Raw genomic sequence first — 18,670 nt, 5'->3', positions numbered from 1 at the left:
TCATTAATATCTGTACTTTGTGAATACCGGTAACTGCTGTAATTTCCTACGGTTTCCAATTTGCTAATAAGTTGGGATAATTTGCAGGTGTGGGGAATATTTTTCGCCATGTTTGTTGACGTTGTTGGGGTTTTTCTTGGCTAATATTCCAGAGGGTTTCATAGAAGAAAAAGGAAACACCAGCAAATTTCCTCTCGCGTACTTTCTCGACTTGGGTTTTTATTTGTTCTATGGAAACTGAACGATTTTTTAACCCGCTTAAAATTCCAATACTCACGGGAATATGACTTTGGGCTAGTTTTACTTCTGGATATTCTAATTCGCTGATAAAGATGTTTAAATCATCACGATAAATCTGTAAAACTAGGTCTTCAATTATTCCCATTCTTTCCCATTTTTGCCAATCTGCTAGGAAATATTCATAGGAAAAACGCTGGGGATTTGGTGCCACGGAAACGATACAATCTTTTTTATTGGCTTTAATTGCTGTAAATACCTGCTGCATAAATGCGGTAATTTTGTTCGCTCTCCAACTTACCCATTCTGGATTTTTGAAGTCTGTGGGGGGAAGTTTACCTTGATGTTCCTGTTGGTATAATGCTGTAGTGTAGCTATCATATCCTAGTTCTGATGGTAAACCGAAATGATCATCAAATTGAATTCCATCAAGATCATAATTTTTAACTATTTCTACTATCAAATCTTGAATAAATTTTTGCACTTCGGGACGAAAGGGATTTAACCAAACTCGGTTATGTATTCCTTCTTTGACTATTCTTGTGCCATCTTGGCGATTTGTCAACCAACCAGGACGATTTTTAGCTAAAAGTGAATCAGCAGGTGCCATAAAGCCAAATTCAAACCAGGGAATTACTGTTAAATTTTGCTTATGTCCCTGGGTGATGATTTCTTTAAGCATATCTCGCTTTTGCAGTCCGGGGGTGGGGTCAACTGCTTTACCAATTACTTTGGCTGCTACTTTGCTAGGATACAATGTATATCCCCAATTCCAGACGGCGGGATAAACGGTGTTAAAGTTGAATTGCTGTAATGTTCGTAAGCTCTGTTTTAATCGTTCTCTCTCAAATAAAACATCACTATCAATATTTGTCAACCATACCCCCCGTAATTCTGTGGAATTAGGAATTTGGGCATTTAAAGGGTATGATAGCATAATGATAGCTATCATACTCATGGCCATGATAATCGCTAAAAATCCCAGTTTTCTAGTTTGATGTTGCCATTTGAGAAATATTTTTTTCATTAATTTCAATTAATTTAATTGCAAAACTTTGCCTTTTGTGCAATTTTACATTATTCTTAGGCATAATCTCGCAAATAACTATATTCTCCTCCTTGTTGTCTTGAGTCTAATTACCAGATTTTAATACTAAAATATCCATGAAAACATCTACAGCCCCTAACTATAGCCAACCACCTAGCAACTACCCCCCCTCGGTCCCTCTCTACGTTTATCGGGAGTTGACAGCGGAGTTACAAGCAATACAATCCAAATTGGATGTAGTCACAAATCACAATCAAAAACTAGCCCAAGAAAATCAACAACTGCGTCAAGAAATTACCAAAGTCATTGAGTCTTGCTTAGAACTACAAAAGTTAGTTGATGTTTCAGCACCTAGTTCTCCCGTAGCACCTCAACTGAATAAAGAAGTCAAATCTTCAACTCAACTTCAACCTCAAATCAGTAATAAACATGAGGTAACATATACAAATAAACCTACAAATAAGCCGAAGTTCACCGCAGCACCTCCACGTCAAGAGCCTAAACCCCAAAAAAAGGCAGTCATAAAAAATACACATTCTCAAAACCATCACCAGGGGGCGGCCGTATCTGGTACGGATATTAACGCTACGGGGTCACAAAAGGTATTTATAGAAGAGAAAAAGGTACGCTTTTCTCGTCCTACCATGTCTAATACAAAGGAATTGAGTGGCTGGAATTTATTAATAACCATTGTATTAATTATGATTACTGGTTTTGCGGCTGGGTATGTAGTTGTTCGTCCCTTATTCCAAAATCATAGTCAACAATTTCAACTTAAACATTAGAAATGTAGAGACGTTCCAGGAAACGTCTCTACTAAATTTGGTTGTTTCCTATTGATTATCTATCAACAGAACCCATAATTACGTCAATACTACCGAGAATAACAACAATATCTGCTACCTTCATTCCTCGGAGTAAATGGGGAAGAATTTGTAGGTTGTTGAAATCTGCGGCGCGAATTTTCCAGCGCCAGGGGAAAACATTATTATCACCAACTAGGTAAATTCCCAATTCTCCTTTACCACTTTCGACACGGGAGTAAATTTCACCTTTAGGAACTTTAAAAGTAGGAGCAACTTTTTTAGCCACGAACTGGTAATCAAAACCATCCCATTCAGATTTTTTCCCAGCCATTAACCGTTTCGCTTCCAGGTTTTCGTAGGGTCCTCCGGGTAATCCCGCAATAGCTTGGCGAATGATTTTTACAGATTCGCGCATTTCTCGCATCCGCACCATGTAACGAGCAAGACAATCGCCCACAGTCTCCCACTGAACATCCCAATCAAAATCATCGTAACATTCATAGTGGTCAACCTTCCGTAAATCCCATTTTACCCCAGAAGCGCGTAACATCGGACCAGAAAGCCCCCAATTAATAGCTTCTTCACGGGTAATAGTTCCCAGGCCTTCAATACGGCGGCGGAAAATGGGGTTATTGGTAACTAAGCGTTCATACTCATCAACTTTGGGGATAAAGTAATCACAAAAATCTAAACACTTATCTACCCAACCATAGGGTAAGTCAACGGCCACACCACCAACACGGAAATAGTTATGATTAACCATGCGGTAGCCTGTGGCGGCTTCCCACAGATCATAAATCATTTCCCGTTCCCGGAATTGGTAGAAAAAGGGTGTTTGGGCGCCAACGTCAGCTAAGAATGGACCAAACCATAGGAGGTGGTTAGCAATGCGGTTGAGTTCCAGCATGATCACACGGATATAGCTGGCGCGTTTGGGTACGGTAATACCCGCTAATTTTTCCGGTGCGTTGACTGTCACCGCTTCATTAAACATCCCCGCAGCGTAGTCCCAACGGCTGACGTAGGGGACATACATGATTGTAGAACGGTTTTCGGCAATTTTCTCCATCCCCCGGTGTAAATAGCCTATAACTGGTTCACAGTCAACGACATCTTCACCATCTAAGGTCATGATTAAGCGCAAAACTCCGTGCATTGATGGGTGATGAGGACCCATATTTAGCACCATCGGTTCGGTGCGGGTTTCTATTCTACTCATAGATTTTGCTGTTCTCCCGTTGTGGATGTTGTCAATTGACCCGCTAAGATTAACTTGTACTTCAATTATTATAGGGAAGCTTGATATATAGGGGATTAAGAGTTTTGACTTTTTTCATGTATCAGATGATGATTGGTATTGAGTTCTTGATAATTATATCAATATTTGGGTAGTTTTGCTGGTTTTTGACTCGTAGTAAGATAAATTTAATTTATAATTACCCTAATTAGTATCTATGGCTAATTTTTTTTAGCTCACCCAGAGGTGCGAAGTTGGAAAAGTAGAGTTTTTAAGGGGTGTTTCAGTTATGAAGTATTTGCAAGTTTATTTTCAGGAAGTTAATCAAGTTTATCAAGGACAAAATGCTACTGAGCATAGTTATCGTCCAGCTTTGAAGAAGTTAATGGAGTCTTTAGATTCTGGTATTCAAGCTATTAATGAACCGAAAAGAATCGCTTGTGGTGCGCCGGATTTTGTGGTCAAAAATGGTGTTTTAGATGTTGGTCATATTGAGGCTAAAGATATTGGTTTTTCTCTCAAAAAAGCGGAAAAAACTGCTCAAATGGGGCGTTATTTTCAGGCTTTGGGTAATTTGATTTTAACTGATTATTTAGAGTTTCGTTGGTATGTCCAAGGAGAGTTAAAACTATCTGCTGCTTTGGGAACTATTGATAAAAACAAAAAAATCAAAGTTGATCAGGAAGGAATGCAGGAAGTTGACCAACTTTTGCAGCAATTTTTATTAGCTAAAGTTCCCCAAATCACGACACCCAAGGATTTAGCTAAACGTATGGCTAGTTTAGCTCAATTGATGAGAGATGCAATTAAAACTGCGTTGCATGATGTGGATAAAGGGGGAACTTTACGGGAACAGTTGGAATCATTTCAACGAGTATTAATTAAGGATTTAACCGTTGAACAATTTGCGGATATGTACGCCCAAACTATTTGTTATGGTTTATTTGCAGCGCGGTGTAATACTGATAATGTTCAGACTTTTTCACGGGAAACAGCAGCGTTTAAATTACCGAAAACTAACCCTTTTTTAAGAAGTATTTTTGGACAAATAGCCGGACCTGATTTAGATGATAGAATTAGTTGGGCTGTAGATAATTTAGCGCGTATTCTCCAACAAACGGAAATGGCGGAAATTCTCAAAAATTTTGGTAAACGGACTCGCACAGAAGACCCTGTTGTCCATTTTTATGAAACGTTTTTGGCGGAATATGACCCGAAAATGCGAGAATCAAGAGGGGTTTATTATACTCCTGAACCAGTGGTTAATTATATTGTCAAAAGTGTAGATTATATTCTCAAACATAAGTTTAATATTAGTAAAGGTTTAGCAGATTCTAAAAAGATTAAAGTTCCTAATCCCAAGGGTGAGGGAACTATCGAAACCCATCAAGTTTTGATTTTAGATCCTGCGGTGGGAACGGGAACTTTTATTCACAATGTCATTGATTTTATTTATGATAAGTTTAAAAATCAAAGGGGGATGTGGTCAAGTTATGTTAGTCAACATTTATTACCGCGATTATTTGGTTTTGAGTTATTAATGGCTCCCTATACTGTAGCACATATAAAATTAGTTTTACAGTTGCAAGAATTGGGTTATGATTTTAGTTCTGAGGAACGGTTAAGGATTTATTTAACTAATACCTTACAAGAGGCTTTTCAAATTCCTCCTGCTGATGGTTTTATGAACAGAATTAGAAATGAAGCAGAAGCAGCAAAGGATGTAAAACAAGATGTTCCTGTGATGGTCATTTTAGGAAATCCTCCTTATTCTTATGAATCTATAAATACTGATCCTTGGATTGTCGGGTTAGTTAGGGATTATTATCAAGTAGACGGTAAACCTTTAGGAGAAAGAAACCCCAAAGGATTATTAGATGATTATGTAAAGTTTATCCGTTTTGCTCAACATCGAGTTTCGGAAACAGGTTATGGTATTGTGGCTTTAATTACGAATCATGGTTATTTAGATAATCCCACTTTTCGGGGAATGCGTCAAAATTTGATGCAGACTTTTGATGAGATTTATGTTTTAGATCTACATGGTAATAGTAAGAAGAAAGAAGTTTGTCCTGACGGTTCACAGGATAAAAATGTTTTTGATATTCAGCAAGGGGTAGCAATCAGTATTTTTATTAAATATGAACATAGTCAGCAAAAGTTAGCAACGGTTTATCATGCTGATTTATGGGGTATGAGGGAGGTTTATGAAAATAAGGAGTTGGTTGGAGGTAAGTATCATTGGTTAGCTGAAAATGATATTAGTTCAACTGAGTGGAGAATTTTAAAGCCTGAGTTTGAATTTTATCTTTTTCAACCGCAAAATATTAATTTAAAGTCTGAATATGAAAATTTCACAAAAATTACTGATATTTTATTAGTTAATAGTTTAGGTGTAGCTACAGCTAGAGATAATTTAACAATTCAATTTAATCAAGATGAAATATGGGAAACCATAAATAAATTTATTGATTTATTACCAGAAGACGCAAGAAGTTATTTTGATTTGGGTAAAGATGTAAGAGATTGGTCAATAAATTTAGCGCAAAAAGACATTAAAAATTTTGGCTTATCTAAATCACAAATTTTCCCCATTATGTATCGCCCCTTCGATCAAAGATTTACTTATTATACAGGTAATTCTAGAGGCTTTCATTGTATGCCTAGAAGTGAAGTAATGAATCATATTATTAAAGGTAAAAATTTGGCTTTAGCTACTTTAAGAAGACCTCGTAATGAAATAGTAGATAATTTTTTTGTTAGTGATCAAATTACAGATAAATGTATAATTTCTTCTTTAGATAATGCAAGTATTTTCCCTCTCTATCTTTACCCAACCAATACCCCAACTTTATTTGATTCTACACCAACTAACGCACCTGGAGAACGTAAACCGAATTTATCCCCAGAATTTATTACACAATTCTCTCAAAAACTAGATTTAGAATTTATTTCTGATGGAAAAGGAGATAAAACTAAAACCTTTGGACCAGAGGATATTTTTAATTACATTTACGCTATCTTTCATGCTCCTATTTACCGTCAACGTTACGCCGAATTTTTAAAGATTGATTTTCCTCGTGTTCCTTTAACCGCCAATGCTGCACTTTTTTGGGAATTAGTGATCAAAGGTGATAAACTAGTTAAATACCATTTAATGAAGGAAACCGGAACAGAAATTTCTACCTATCCTATTCCTGGTTCTGATCTGGTCGAACAGGTCAAATATCATGAAAATCATCAACAAATCTGGATAAATGCTGAACAGTATTTTGATCAAGTTCCGCAACAAATCTGGAATTTTTATATTGGTGGTTATCAAGTTTGTCAAAAATGGTTGAAAGACAGAAAAGGAAGACAATTAAATTTTGATGATATTAGTCATTATCAAAATATTATTTCCATCATATCGGAGACTATTAACATTATGGAAAATATTGATCAAATCATTGACAAATATGGCGGTTTTCCGTTAGAATGAGATTATCAATAAGTGAATATAATAAAACTCCGGCGAATATAATATGGCTTACGCTGCGCTATCGCGTCTACACAAACAAAGTCCGCGCGGACTAAATTAACAACCCACGTAGGTGGGTTTTGTCTGTTGAGATGCGGTTTCTAACCGCCCCTTGGTCAAAATATGGTCAATATTCTTGATATTCATAATGAACAAAACATCTGAACAAAAATTTTTAGAAGCCTTAGATATTTGTCAATCATTAATTGATTTTAAATATCGTCCTACCAATTTAACCTATCAAGCAATAGAGTTATTTTGTGATATCGCTAAAAATCCTCTTGAATTATTAGAATTATGTCAAAAATATTCTGGTAGCATTGAAAAAATATGCGAATTTATTCATGAATATGGCACAAGTATAGATAATTGGCGTGTTGATTGTCCCCTTGGTTTTGGTGTAAAAGATCATTGTAGCTTTTTGATTTTTTTTCTCAATCTTGATCTTTGCCAATTTGAATATTTTACAGACAATTTTACCACATTAGAACAAATTGCGGAACTATTTAAAGATTGGAAAGGAATTGATTTTAATTCTGTCATTGAAAAGCAAAAAGTAGTTACATTTTCATAAATTAATAAAATAAATTAATGAGCAAATCAGATTTACAAACACCCCTAGATTTAGAAGAAATTACATTTTCCCATATTCCCGTTCTCAGTCAAGAAATAATCACAGGTTTAAATATCCAACCTGGTGGACATTATTTAGATTTAACCGTTGGTGGTGGAGGTCACAGTCGCTTAATCTTAGCAACTGCTGAAGATGTGAAAATTACCGCTGTTGACCAAGATTTAGATGCTTTAAATGCAGCCAAAGAGAATTTAGCGGAATTTGGAAATAGAGTGAATTTTATTCATAGCAACTTTGCAAATTACCAATTTCTAGAAAGTACCTATCATGGAATTTTAGCAGATTTGGGAGTAAGTTCCTATCATTTAGATCATCCAGAACGAGGTTTTAGTTTTAGAAATACTGCTAATTTAGATATGCGTATGAACCAACAACAATCTCTCACCGCTGGAGATATTATCAATGAATGGGACGAGAAAGAATTGGCGGATATTTTCTTTAAATATGGTGAAGAGAGACTTTCGAGAAAAATAGCTAGAAGAATAGTAGAAAATCGCCCATTTAATACTACTACAGAATTAGCAAATGCGATCGCCTACTCTGTCCCTCCTAAATATCGCTACGGAAGAATACACCCTGCAACCCGTGTTTTCCAAGCCCTGCGAATAGCAGTCAATGATGAATTAAACGTCTTAGAAACCTTAATAGAAAAAGCACCAACAGCCCTTATTCCCGGTGGAAAAATAGCAATTATCAGTTTTCACAGCTTAGAAGATAGAATAGTTAAACACGGTTTAAGAAACTTATCTTTCTTGCGAATTTTAACAAAAAAACCAATTATGGCTACGGAAGCGGAAATAAAAGAAAACCCCCGTTCTCGTTCTGCTAAGTTGAGAATAGCACAAAAAGAAATTTGTAGATGATTGATACTTTTAAACTCTCTCTTTGTCCCTGGTTTAGCCCTAAAATTCTTTTTTGAACTAACCACTCTAGACACAGAGGACACGGAGTGAAGAAAATTCTTGACTGAATTATCTACTGTTGTTATATGCTATATTTTGATGTTTTGAATCAGAAATTGAGTCATGAAGAAAAACCCGATAGCATTGATGTTTAGCACTATGATTATTGGTTTGGGATTTTTACCGTCTTTAGCCCAAGCGAAACCTCCTGCTTCTGATACCCAAGTCGCAGCCATGGTAGAAGCTTTGCGACTAGCTGCACCGAAAACGAAAAAGCGCAATGATGGATATTATAGTGAATGGCAAGTTAAACCGGACACTCTCAAAGGTTGGACGAGAAATTGTCTGAAAAAAGAATTAACACCAACTCAGTTTGAAAATGATCCCAAGGTAGCCCGTCAAGTTGTTTCTTGTATCACCACCCGTGAGTTAAATAAGCAATTTGCAGCCACTAAAAACGATGAGACTGCTGCTGTGCGTGGTGTTGCTTGTTGGTGGATGACTGGTAACTATACGGGCTGCGATAAGGGCTTTACGGCTGGTTATGTGCAGCAGGTGGTTCGCTTTTACAAGCAAGAAGTTTCTAAACCAGCAGCGGTAACTCCTGCACCACAAAAAACCCCAAATAAAAACCCAAATAAAAACCCAAATAAAAATAATTCAAATTAGGTTTATTTATTCCTGATGATACTTTTAAAATATCCTGTTAAAGGTCAGGGAATTTATTATTAGGATATGGCTATTGGCCTAATTCTTGTATAGGGGTAATCCAGGAATTACCCCTAATTTCTGTTTAATTTCTGTTTTGCTTCTTGAATATGAAATAACTGGGACAGAAAGAACAAATAAAATATTAAATTTACCCAAAAGAAAAGTAAAAATGATCCCACATTTGCTAAAATTACTTAATGCTAAACCAAAAATTAACAGATAATTGTCGGCATAATTAAAGGAGGATTTATCCAATGAATAAAGTATTAGATGAAACTCTGTCTCATCAAGTTGCAAACACTATCAAAAGTAAAGCCAAAAAACCTTTTGATAATGCTTATAAAGCGGTTTTAGTGACTGAAGGGGCAAAGTATGTACAAGGCTTTTTAGTATTTGCGGGTAAGCCATATAAACCTGTTGAACATGGTTGGATTGAAGTTAATGATGTGATTATTGATCCTACACTTCCTTTTCTCCAAAAAAAGCCCCAAGAACTTTATTATTTTCCGGCTCAAAGTCTCAGTGTTAAGCAGTTAAAAGCTGTAATTGAAGAATCTCAGGAAGATTATCCAGAGGATGATCCTTTACCTATTTATGGTGAAGCGCCTTATGATTATTATGGTGATGTTATGTTGGGTGGCCAAGAATATTTGCTGGCCTATCAAGCCGCAGAGATAAAGTCTCAAGAAATCAATGGTTTAATTTTTGAAAAAAATTAGTGAGCATTCAGTTATAAATTCACTTTTGTAAGTTTCAACGGTTTTTAATTCCCTATTTCCTATTTATGAGCATCTACCCATCTCAGGTTAAATCGGATACGGTATACCGCCCTCGAGAAAATGACTGGCGGTTATTTTTGCGCTTAGTACCCTATGGTCGTCGTTATGGCAAATTATTGGCAGTATCTATGTTACTGCTAATTCCTATTGCTGTTGCTAGTGCCATTAAACCCATGTTAGTCGGACAAGCGGTTTCTTTAATTCGCAAAGAACCGAGTACATATCAATTTTTGCAAAATATGCCCCTGTGGCAGGGTTTAAATATTCTCATTGGGATGTTACTGATAGCAACGGCTATCCGCTTAGTATTAATAGGTGTACAAGGTTATTTAGTTCAGAAATTAGGACAAAAAATCACAGCAGCTATTCGTGAGGATTTATTTGATCATGTGACATCTTTAGCTGTACGTTTCTTTGATAGTACACCCGTAGGTAAATTAATTACTAGACTTACTAGTGATGTAGAAAGTTTAGGAGATGTTTTTTCCACTGGGGCTATAGGTATTATTTCTGATTTATTATCTATGGTAGTGATTGTTGGATTGATGTTTTCAATTCAATGGCAACTTGCTTGTTTGTTGATATTTATTCTTTTCCCAGTCACTTGGTTAATAATTTATTTTCAACAGCAATATCGGGCGGCTAATTATAAAAGCCGAGAAGAACTTTCTCAACTCAATTCTCAACTCCAAGAAAATATTGTTGGTATTAATGTAGTCCAATTATTCCGCCGAGAAAAAGTTAATTTGGAGTTATTTCGGGCTGCTAATCAACGTTATGTTAGGGAAGTAGATACTAGTATTTGGTTTGATTCAGCGGTTTCTGCCACCCTAGAATGGGTTGCTTTAATTGCTATTGCTGGGGTATTATGGTTAGGTGGTGGGTTATTGTTAGATCAACAAATCACCTTTGGGATTTTATCAGCATTTATTTTATATGCCCAACAATTCTTTGAACCCTTGCGGAATTTTGCCGAAAAATTTACCGTGATTCAATCTGGTTTTACGGCCATTGAACGAGTAATTGATATTTTAGATGAACCCATTGAAATTAAAGATTACCCAGGTTCTGAAAGTGCAATTAAAAATTTGGAATTTGGTTACATTGATCAGATCATCTCTAAGTTAGAAACTCAAGATTTTACACCTATTCCCGCCTTGGGGGAAATTAAGTTTGAAAATGTTTCCTTTGCTTATAATGATGATGATTATGTGATTAAAAATTTAGACTTTACTATTTACCCAGGGGAAAAAGTCGCTTTAGTAGGTCCGACAGGTGCGGGGAAAAGTTCGATTATTCGCTTGTTGTGTCGTCTTTATGAACCAACTGAAGGGCGTATTCTAATTGACGGTGTGGATATCCGCGAAATTCCCCAAAGGGAACTGCGAAGTTATATGACGGTAATTTTGCAGGAGGCGTTTTTGTTTGCGGGTGATGTGAAAAGTAACATTACTTTAGGTGATGATTACAGTTTTGCAGAAATTGAACAAGCAGCGGTGAAAACCAATGTCGCAGCGTTTATTAATCAACTACCCCAGGGTTATGATACTCAATTGCGAGAACGGGCGACAAATATTTCTAGTGGTCAAAAACAACTTTTAGCCTTTGCGCGGGCTGCTATTCGTAACCCGGAAATTTTGGTGCTAGACGAAGCTACAGCTAGTTTGGACGTGGGGACTGAAGCTTTGGTTCAAGAGGCTTTAAATGAGTTGCTGATAAGGCGTACAGCAATTATTATTGCTCACCGTTTGTCTACGATTCGTAATGTAGACCGGATTTTTGTGTTGAAGCGGGGAGAATTGATTGAACAGGGTAGTCATGAAGAATTGTTGCAACAAGAGGGATTTTATGCTACTTTGCACAATTTGCAAATGTTAGGAACTTAACAACAACTGAATCAATATTTTTTTGGAGGTGGGGTTAAACAAACCTCAACCCCACCTAGGAATCAAGGCTTTTTTAATTTGGCCAGGGTATTGTTGAATGAGATACAAAATTTACTTAAAAAAGTATACACCGAAAAACTGGCGACTCTATTCCCTCTTCATTGTTCATTCTATTTCGGTTTCTATTTTGTCTCCACGTTCCAGTTCCCAAAGAATTTGATTACCTTCACGTCTTACCCGTGAAACTATCCAATTTCGCCAGCGCCATTCATCACCTCTGCTGGTAACGGCGCTAGAGTGAACACTCATTAAGTCTGCTAATTCTGAACTGGTGATTAGGTAGCCTTTTTCGGCAATTTCGTCCGCAATACGCAAAGTTTCCACTAAGTTACGAAGTTGTGAAACCCTGATTTCAATGGGTTGTTCGTTGGTTGTAGTCGCGGTTGGGGCAGTAGAAGGTTCCATAATGGTTATATCTGATACAGATGAACTGCTTTCCAGTGTATTTTGATTAATTATTATTGTAGAGTTGATCGGATAATCAGATACTAGTGATTCACTCATTTCACTGATTTTAGGTAAAGTTTCGTAAACAGAGTTGGGGAATAACTGTTGGAGGTTAGGGGTTTTACCGTTAGCGAAGCAGCGAGCGATCGCATCACAGCGTTCATTACCAATATTACCAGAATGTCCGCGAACGTGCTGCCATTTTATCAATTGGCTATTAAGTTGATCAAGGGTTTGTAAAAGGTCTTGATTTTGGACAGGATTACCATCTGATTTTTTCCAGCCTTTCCTTTTCCAACCTGGCATCCATTTAGTAATAGAATTAATCAGATATTCACTATCAGTGAACAGGGTAATAGGTTGAGTTTGTCCAGATGATTTAAAAAATTCCAAGGCTGCGATCGCCGCTTGCATTTCCATTTTATTATTAGTGGTATGTTGGGATGAATCACCCATTTCGTGAACTGAACCATCACAGAAATAGATAACTGTACCCCAACCCCCAGGACCAGGATTACCTGTACAAGCACCATCTGTGTATATACTTTCAATTATCCGTTGATTAGACATGATCCAGAATTGCTATATTATTGATAACGGTACATTAATTCTAACTTGACAACATCAGTGAAACCCCAAGTTTGATAAAATGGGATCATTTCTGGTAAACAGAAAAGAGCAATATTTTCAACTTTTTTTAATTCGGGATGATTAATGACTTCATTTAATAACTTAGCACCAAATCCCATTTTTCTATAACTAGGTTTAACAATCACATCATAAAGAACTCCGCGATAAACAAAATCAGTCAGAACCCGACAAAAACCAATTAGTGCTTTTTCCTCATTTACTAAAGCAATAATAATATCAGATGCAGCCAACATTTTGACCACACCTTGATATGTCCTGTTTTTACTCCAAAATTCATTTTTGTATAACTCTACAAGTTGGTAAATTTGGGTTTCATCCAATTGGTTAACTACTTGATAATTCATAATTTTAATTTTATTAATCACCTAAATTATGGGATTTACTCAAAGGAGTTGATAAGCCATCAATACTCATAAGATTTTTCTTTTGTTGATATTCCTTAACTCCTTCTTCCCCTTTTTTACTAGCCCAATTAACTAAAGTATCTCTTTGTCCAAGATATTCATACAGAGGAACACCAAATCCACAGGAAGTTTGTACTCGTTCAATATCTGCAATAATAATTTGTCGAGTTCCCGGAAGAGGAGGAAATAAAGGATAGAGAAAATTCCAGTCAGGAGAATCTGGTAAAATAGTTTGTCCCTGACCATAAAGACGGAGAATACAAGCCGGCTCTTGAAAAGCGCAAAACATCAAGGTTATCCGTCCATTTTCCTGTAAATGAGCAGATGTTTCGTTACCACTACCTGTTACATCTAAATAACCAACTCGGTGGGGGGAAAGAATGCGAAAACTGTCTAAACCCTTGGGAGAAAGGTTAACATGACCTGTAGAACTCAGAGGTGCAGTTCCCACAAAAAATATTTTTTGAGTACTAATAAACTTTTGTAATTCTTCGCTGATAAAATCAAAAACTTTAGCCATAAACTTGCTATTTGGTACTATTATAGTAAATAATAACCTTTTTTGGAAATGTCGTCAATTTTTTGTCCACCACCCATTCAAAAAATTAATAGTCAAATTCTAGATCAAGCAGATGTTAAAATATACATCTTGCGTCTTGATCTCATGCACCCCCAAATTAACGGTAATAAATGGTTTAAGCTAAAATATAACCTTGTCGAAGCTAAACAGAGAAATTTATCCACAATTCTGACCTTTGGTGGTGCTTATTCTAATCATATTTATGCTACCGCAGCCGCAGGAAATATATTTGGTTTCCGCACTATTGGAGTAATTCGTGGAGAAGAAAATATCCCTTTAAATCCTACTTTACAATTTGCAGTTACACAAGGTATGGAATTAGTATATATTGATCGTCAGACATATAAACAACGCCATACAGAGGAATTACAAAACCAATTAAAACAGCGATTTGGGAAAGTATTTATTATTCCTGAAGGTGGTTGTAATTTAAACGGTATGCGTGGTTGTATAGAGATATTAGAAACAATTAAAGACTTTAATACTGTTTGTTTAGCTTGCGGTACAGGAACAACATTAGCAGGGATAACACTATCATTAAATCAACCACAAAAAGTGATTGGTTTTCCTGTTTTAAAAGGTGGTGATTTTCTCAATCAAGATATTAATAATTTACTAGAAAATTATTTAAATTCTGACTTACCTACACCTGTCAATTCTCCCGCACCTTGGGAATTAATTTGTAATTATCATTTTGGTGGTTACGCTCAAGTAAAAGATGAATTGCGGCTATTTTGTGATAATTTTCAACAACAACATCACATACCTTTAGACTATATATATACCGGAAAAATGTTTTATGGAGTTATGGATTTAATCAAAGAAGGTTTTTTTAAGTCCGAATCTTTACTATTAATACATACAGGAGGTTTACAAGGTAATAGCGGATTTAGATAATTTTTCTGGATAATTTTTCATCCCTGATTTTATCAAAATGCAGGGATTTAAGATTGATAATTTTCACTAATTAGGCTTGTAAATTCGCTTGTTGTTGTAACCAAGAATCTACAGGTTGTCCGTCCTTACGTTTGAGTTCTATTTCTATGACCATGACTTCTTTTGAACCGGGAGGTGCGGGTTTTTTATGAAAGAGAATTTCGTAATCTAAAGGATTGTGATTATGTTCTTTTAACCAATCTTGGACTTTAGTAAGTGCAAAAAATGATTGTCCTTGGGCGAACATTTGGGTAATTTGCATTTGTAATCTATAGGGATTAATGCGACTCATTTTTATTGACTCCTTTGGTATTTATAATTATGATTATCTCACGCAGAGGCGCAGAGGCGCAAAGAGAAAGATTGAGTTTTTTATTTTTATTCTTGTATGTTGAAATCTACTTTATCATAAATATCTGATAATGTCATTTGACAGGAAATAGAGGCTAGATTTAAGTTGATATTTCCATCTGTAAATTCGGAAAATATCCATTGATTATTATCGGTTTTCAAATATTGTTCAATGTGCATTGTGTATTGATCAATTAAAATATATTCTTGTAAGGTGGGAATTGTCCGATAAGCTGCAAATTTTTCATCTCTATCATAGCCTTTAGTAGATTTTGATAAGACTTCTGCAATCATTACAGGATTTACTAAGGTGTCGGTTCTTCCTTCTTGATATTCTAAGGGAGTTTTCACGACCATAATATCAGGATAGGTATGAATTTTTCTGCTGGGAATCCAAAGACGTTGATCTGTGACAAAGACTTGATAAGGTTGACGTTTCAGAAGATAATTGAGTGTACCACTGAAATTAAGTGCAAGTTGGTTGTGATTGGGTGTTCCACCTGTCATGGGTATAATTAATCCGTTGATATATTCGTGACGTATTTCTGAGTTTACCTCTAATTCTAGGTATTCTTGGGGTGAATAGTAGCGTGTTTCTTGTGCGAGGGTCATAATTTTAATTTATAGGTTTTATGGGTTGTCAATGTAGGCGATCGCTTCTACTTGCTCAACTAAGTTATAATTATAGTCTAGCAGTTTGTTTACATACACATCTTATAAATCATGAAGGAAAAAATAATTGAATACAGTGACAATATAAACTCAAATCCCCGACTTCTGTTAAAAAATCGGGGATCTAAATCTTACCTATTTCAACGCTGCTAACAATTCATTTTTTGCAGTTTCTAAAGCTTCTGGTAATTTACTCGCGTCGCGTCCCCCAGCTTGCGCGAGATTGGGTTTTCCACCACCTCCACCTCCACAAATTTTCGCTACATTTCCTACAAATTTTCCCGCTTGGATTCCTTTTTTATTGACTTCAGAACTAAAAGCAGCAACGATACTCACTTTTCCGGCTTCGGGAATAGAACCTAAAACCACCGCCCCATTACCGATTTTTTGCAGTAATCTTTCCGCAGCATCTTTTAATGATTCTGGGTCAATATCTGCCATTTGAGCAACAATAATTTTATGTTCTCCGATCATTTCCGCAGTTTGTAATAAACTGTCAGATTTAACTATTGCTATTTGTGATTTCAGGCTTTGAATTTCTTTTTCATTGTTGCGAAGTTCGGTTTGTAAAGTGGTGATTCTGTCGGGTATTTCTTCGGGTTTTACCTTAAAGCGATCGCACAAATCTTTGACAACTATATCACGCACATTCAAATAATCCAATACCGCAGCCCCAGAAACCGCTTCTATTCTTCTCACCCCGGAAGCAACTCCCGCCTCAGAAATGATTTTAAAAACGCCAATTTCCGCCGTATTATTAACATGAGTTCCCCCACATAATTCCATGGAAACGCCTGGGAAATCAATCACGCGCACTTGATCACCGTACTTTTCCCCAAACATGGCCACTGCACCTTTTGCTTTTGCTTCTGCTATGGGCATCTCCTCGATAGTAGCACCATGGGCTTCAGAAATCCAACTATTTACTAATTCTTCAATTTGGATAACTTCCTCACCGGTTAAAGCGCGGGGACAGTTAAAATCAAACCGCAATCTATCAAAAGAAACCAAAGAACCAGCTTGAGAAATTCCTTCATCAACAACTTTCTTTAAAGCAGCTTGTAATAAATGAGTTGCTGTATGATTAGCTTGAGCGCGACGACGACAACCGCGATCAATTTGGGCGGTAATATTGTCACCAATTCTAATTGTACCACGTTCAATGTATCCAAAATGAATAAAGAAATCAGATTCTTTTTTCACATCTTCAATTCTGACTAAAACACCATCACCACTAATATATCCTTTATCCCCAATTTGTCCCCCAGATTCAGCGTAAAAAGGAGTTTTATCAAGAACAATTTGTACTTCTGTTCCTGCTTCTGCTGCTTCTTGGGAAACACCAGCAACTAACAAAACTTCGATTTTTGCAGTAGTTGTTAATTGGGTATAACCAATGAATTTTGTAGAGTGAATATGTTCTGCTAGTTTATCCAAAGAACCTTGTACAGTTAAATCAATAGTTTCGTGTGCTGCTTTTGCTCGTTCTACCTGTTTTTGCATTTCTGCATTAAAACCATCAACATCAACAGTGAGGTTATTTTCGGCTGCGATTTCTTGGGTTAATTCTAATGGGAATCCGTAGGTATCATAGAGAGTAAAAGCGCTTTCCCCACTAATAAAAGTTTGTCCTTTTTGTTTGATATCTTGGATAATTTCAGCTAATAGCTTTTCTCCTCTATCAAGAGTTTTCAAGAAATTAACTTCTTCCCTTTGTAATTCCGCTTTAATAGCAGCCTCTCTTTGTCGCAAATTGGGGTAAATTGATTCCGAAAGAGAAATTGCGGTTTCTGCAACTTGGTTAATAAATTCCCCAGCAATTCCGATTAATCTTCCATGTCTAACAACGCGACGAATGAGACGACGTAAAACGTAACCTCTACCAACATTAGAAGCGCGAATTTCATCAGCAATCATGTGAACCACAGAACGGACATGATCACCAATTACCTTTAAAGAAACTTTCGTATTTTCATCACTTTGATGATAATCAATTTTAGCAACTTTCGCCGCAGTTTCAATAATTGGGAAAATCAAATCTGTTTCATAATTATTAGGAACGTTTTGGAGAATTTGCGCCATTCTTTCCAAACCCATTCCCGTATCAATATTTTGATTTTGTAACGGCGTTAAATTTCCCAAAGCATCCCGATTATATTGCATAAATACCAAATTATAAAACTCGATAAAACGCCCATCATCTTCTAAATTAATATCATCATCACCTAATTCCGGGTGAAAATCATAATAAATTTCCGAACAAGGACCACAGGGACCAGTAATACCCGATACCCAGAAATTATCATCTGCACCCATGCGCTTGATGCGTTTTTCTGTTACACCAATATGATCGCGCCAAATAGCAAAAGCCTCGTCGTCTTCCTCAAACACACTGACAACGAGATTTTCAGGGGAAATCCCAAACACTTGAGTAGATAATTCCCAACCCCAAGCGATCGCTTGTTCTTTAAAATAATCACCAAAGCTAAAATTCCCCAACATCTCAAAAAATGTATGATGGCGCTTTGTCCGTCCCACATTTTCGATATCATTGGTACGAATGCACTTTTGGGAAGTTGTAGCGCGTTTAAATTCCGGTGTCCGTTGTCCCAGAAAAATCGGCTTAAATGGTAACATACCTGCTATAGTCAGCAGCACAGTAGGATCTTCAGGAACAAGGGAAGCGCTTGGAAGCGGTTGGTGTCCCCGTTGGGTGTAGAAGTCAAGGAATAAAGCGCGTATATCGTTACCGCTAAGATACTGGGGAGTTGAAGACATGAGTGTTTAAGAAATCAAATTTAATTAGTTG

General features: G+C 36.5%; 16 protein-coding genes. 8 read left to right on the top strand and 8 right to left on the bottom strand.

Going from position 1 to position 18,670, the window contains the following annotated elements:
• Nucleotides 1–46: 46 nt before the first annotated feature.
• A complete protein-coding gene (locus tag ACIR310F_RS0108595; RefSeq protein WP_028083483.1) occupies nt 47–1,264 on the bottom strand; it encodes a glycoside hydrolase family 10 protein in 1,218 nt (405 codons plus the stop codon).
• Between the two features lie 137 nt (nt 1,265–1,401).
• Here ACIR310F_RS0108595 and ACIR310F_RS0108590 point away from each other — a divergent pair, with 137 nt between their 5' ends.
• A complete protein-coding gene (locus ACIR310F_RS0108590) occupies nt 1,402–2,070 on the top strand; it encodes a hypothetical protein (protein ID WP_028083482.1) in 669 nt (222 codons plus the stop codon).
• A 55-nt stretch (nt 2,071–2,125) separates the two neighbouring features.
• Here the strand turns inward: ACIR310F_RS0108590 and ACIR310F_RS0108585 are convergent, their stop codons facing one another.
• A complete protein-coding gene (locus tag ACIR310F_RS0108585) occupies nt 2,126–3,310 on the bottom strand; it encodes an NAD(P)H-quinone oxidoreductase subunit H (RefSeq protein WP_028083481.1) in 1,185 nt (394 codons plus the stop codon).
• Nucleotides 3,311–3,617: 307 nt separating this feature from the next.
• Here ACIR310F_RS0108585 and ACIR310F_RS0108580 point away from each other — a divergent pair, with 307 nt between their 5' ends.
• From ACIR310F_RS0108580 to ACIR310F_RS0108550, 6 genes are all read left to right on the top strand, one after another.
• A complete protein-coding gene (locus tag ACIR310F_RS0108580; protein ID WP_028083480.1) occupies nt 3,618–6,809 on the top strand; it encodes a type ISP restriction/modification enzyme in 3,192 nt (1,063 codons plus the stop codon).
• A 187-nt stretch (nt 6,810–6,996) separates the two neighbouring features.
• Nucleotides 6,997–7,422, top strand: a complete 426-nt coding sequence (locus tag ACIR310F_RS0108575; protein ID WP_028083479.1) for a hypothetical protein — start codon at nt 6,997–6,999, stop codon at nt 7,420–7,422.
• Between the two features lie 17 nt (nt 7,423–7,439).
• Entirely contained in the window at nt 7,440–8,345 is a 906-nt protein-coding gene (gene rsmH, locus ACIR310F_RS0108570; RefSeq protein WP_028083478.1) for a 16S rRNA (cytosine(1402)-N(4))-methyltransferase RsmH, read from the top strand.
• Between the two features lie 162 nt (nt 8,346–8,507).
• Nucleotides 8,508–9,053, top strand: coding sequence for a hypothetical protein (locus tag ACIR310F_RS21890; protein ID WP_051289513.1), 546 nt, complete (start codon nt 8,508–8,510; stop codon nt 9,051–9,053).
• A 296-nt stretch (nt 9,054–9,349) separates the two neighbouring features.
• Nucleotides 9,350–9,814, top strand: coding sequence for a hypothetical protein (locus tag ACIR310F_RS0108555; protein WP_028083476.1), 465 nt, complete (start codon nt 9,350–9,352; stop codon nt 9,812–9,814).
• A 65-nt stretch (nt 9,815–9,879) separates the two neighbouring features.
• Nucleotides 9,880–11,760: an ABC transporter ATP-binding protein gene (locus ACIR310F_RS0108550; protein WP_028083475.1), complete on the top strand. Its 1,881-nt coding sequence runs from the start codon at nt 9,880–9,882 to the stop codon at nt 11,758–11,760.
• A 165-nt stretch (nt 11,761–11,925) separates the two neighbouring features.
• Here ACIR310F_RS0108550 and rnhA read toward each other — a convergent pair whose 3' ends face one another.
• The 3 genes from rnhA to ACIR310F_RS0108535 are packed head-to-tail and all read right to left on the bottom strand — an operon-like array spanning nt 11,926 to nt 13,842.
• The gene (gene rnhA / locus ACIR310F_RS0108545) at nt 11,926–12,837 is read right to left on the bottom strand and encodes a ribonuclease HI (protein ID WP_028083474.1); all 912 of its coding nucleotides are present in this window, start codon (nt 12,835–12,837) and stop codon (nt 11,926–11,928) included.
• A gap of 17 nt (nt 12,838–12,854) precedes the next feature.
• Nucleotides 12,855–13,262 (bottom strand): GNAT family N-acetyltransferase, encoded by a 408-nt coding sequence (locus ACIR310F_RS0108540; protein WP_028083473.1) that lies wholly within the window; start codon nt 13,260–13,262, stop codon nt 12,855–12,857.
• Nucleotides 13,263–13,275: 13 nt separating this feature from the next.
• Nucleotides 13,276–13,842 carry a pyridoxamine 5'-phosphate oxidase family protein gene (locus tag ACIR310F_RS0108535; protein WP_028083472.1) on the bottom strand — a complete coding sequence of 189 codons (567 nt, stop codon included), beginning with the start codon at nt 13,840–13,842 and terminating at the stop codon, nt 13,276–13,278.
• Nucleotides 13,843–13,890: 48 nt separating this feature from the next.
• On the opposite strand from ACIR310F_RS0108535, the gene ACIR310F_RS0108530 reads away from it, so the two are divergent.
• Nucleotides 13,891–14,799: a 1-aminocyclopropane-1-carboxylate deaminase/D-cysteine desulfhydrase gene (locus ACIR310F_RS0108530; RefSeq protein WP_028083471.1), complete on the top strand. Its 909-nt coding sequence runs from the start codon at nt 13,891–13,893 to the stop codon at nt 14,797–14,799.
• Between the two features lie 70 nt (nt 14,800–14,869).
• On the opposite strand, the gene ACIR310F_RS0108525 is transcribed toward ACIR310F_RS0108530, so the two are convergent.
• The 3 genes from ACIR310F_RS0108525 to alaS form a co-directional block, all read right to left on the bottom strand.
• Nucleotides 14,870–15,130 (bottom strand): hypothetical protein, encoded by a 261-nt coding sequence (locus ACIR310F_RS0108525; RefSeq protein WP_028083470.1) that lies wholly within the window; start codon nt 15,128–15,130, stop codon nt 14,870–14,872.
• 86 nt (nt 15,131–15,216) lie between these two features.
• Nucleotides 15,217–15,801 (bottom strand): Uma2 family endonuclease, encoded by a 585-nt coding sequence (locus ACIR310F_RS0108520; RefSeq protein WP_028083469.1) that lies wholly within the window; start codon nt 15,799–15,801, stop codon nt 15,217–15,219.
• A gap of 195 nt (nt 15,802–15,996) precedes the next feature.
• The gene (gene alaS / locus ACIR310F_RS0108515; protein WP_028083468.1) at nt 15,997–18,639 is read right to left on the bottom strand and encodes an alanine--tRNA ligase; all 2,643 of its coding nucleotides are present in this window, start codon (nt 18,637–18,639) and stop codon (nt 15,997–15,999) included.
• Nucleotides 18,640–18,670 lie beyond the last annotated feature (31 nt).

It is taken from the genome of Dolichospermum circinale AWQC310F, assembly GCF_000426925.1.
GTDB lineage: Bacteria > Cyanobacteriota > Cyanobacteriia > Cyanobacteriales > Nostocaceae > Dolichospermum > Dolichospermum circinale.
This window is presented reverse-complemented; position numbering and strand designations above follow the sequence as displayed.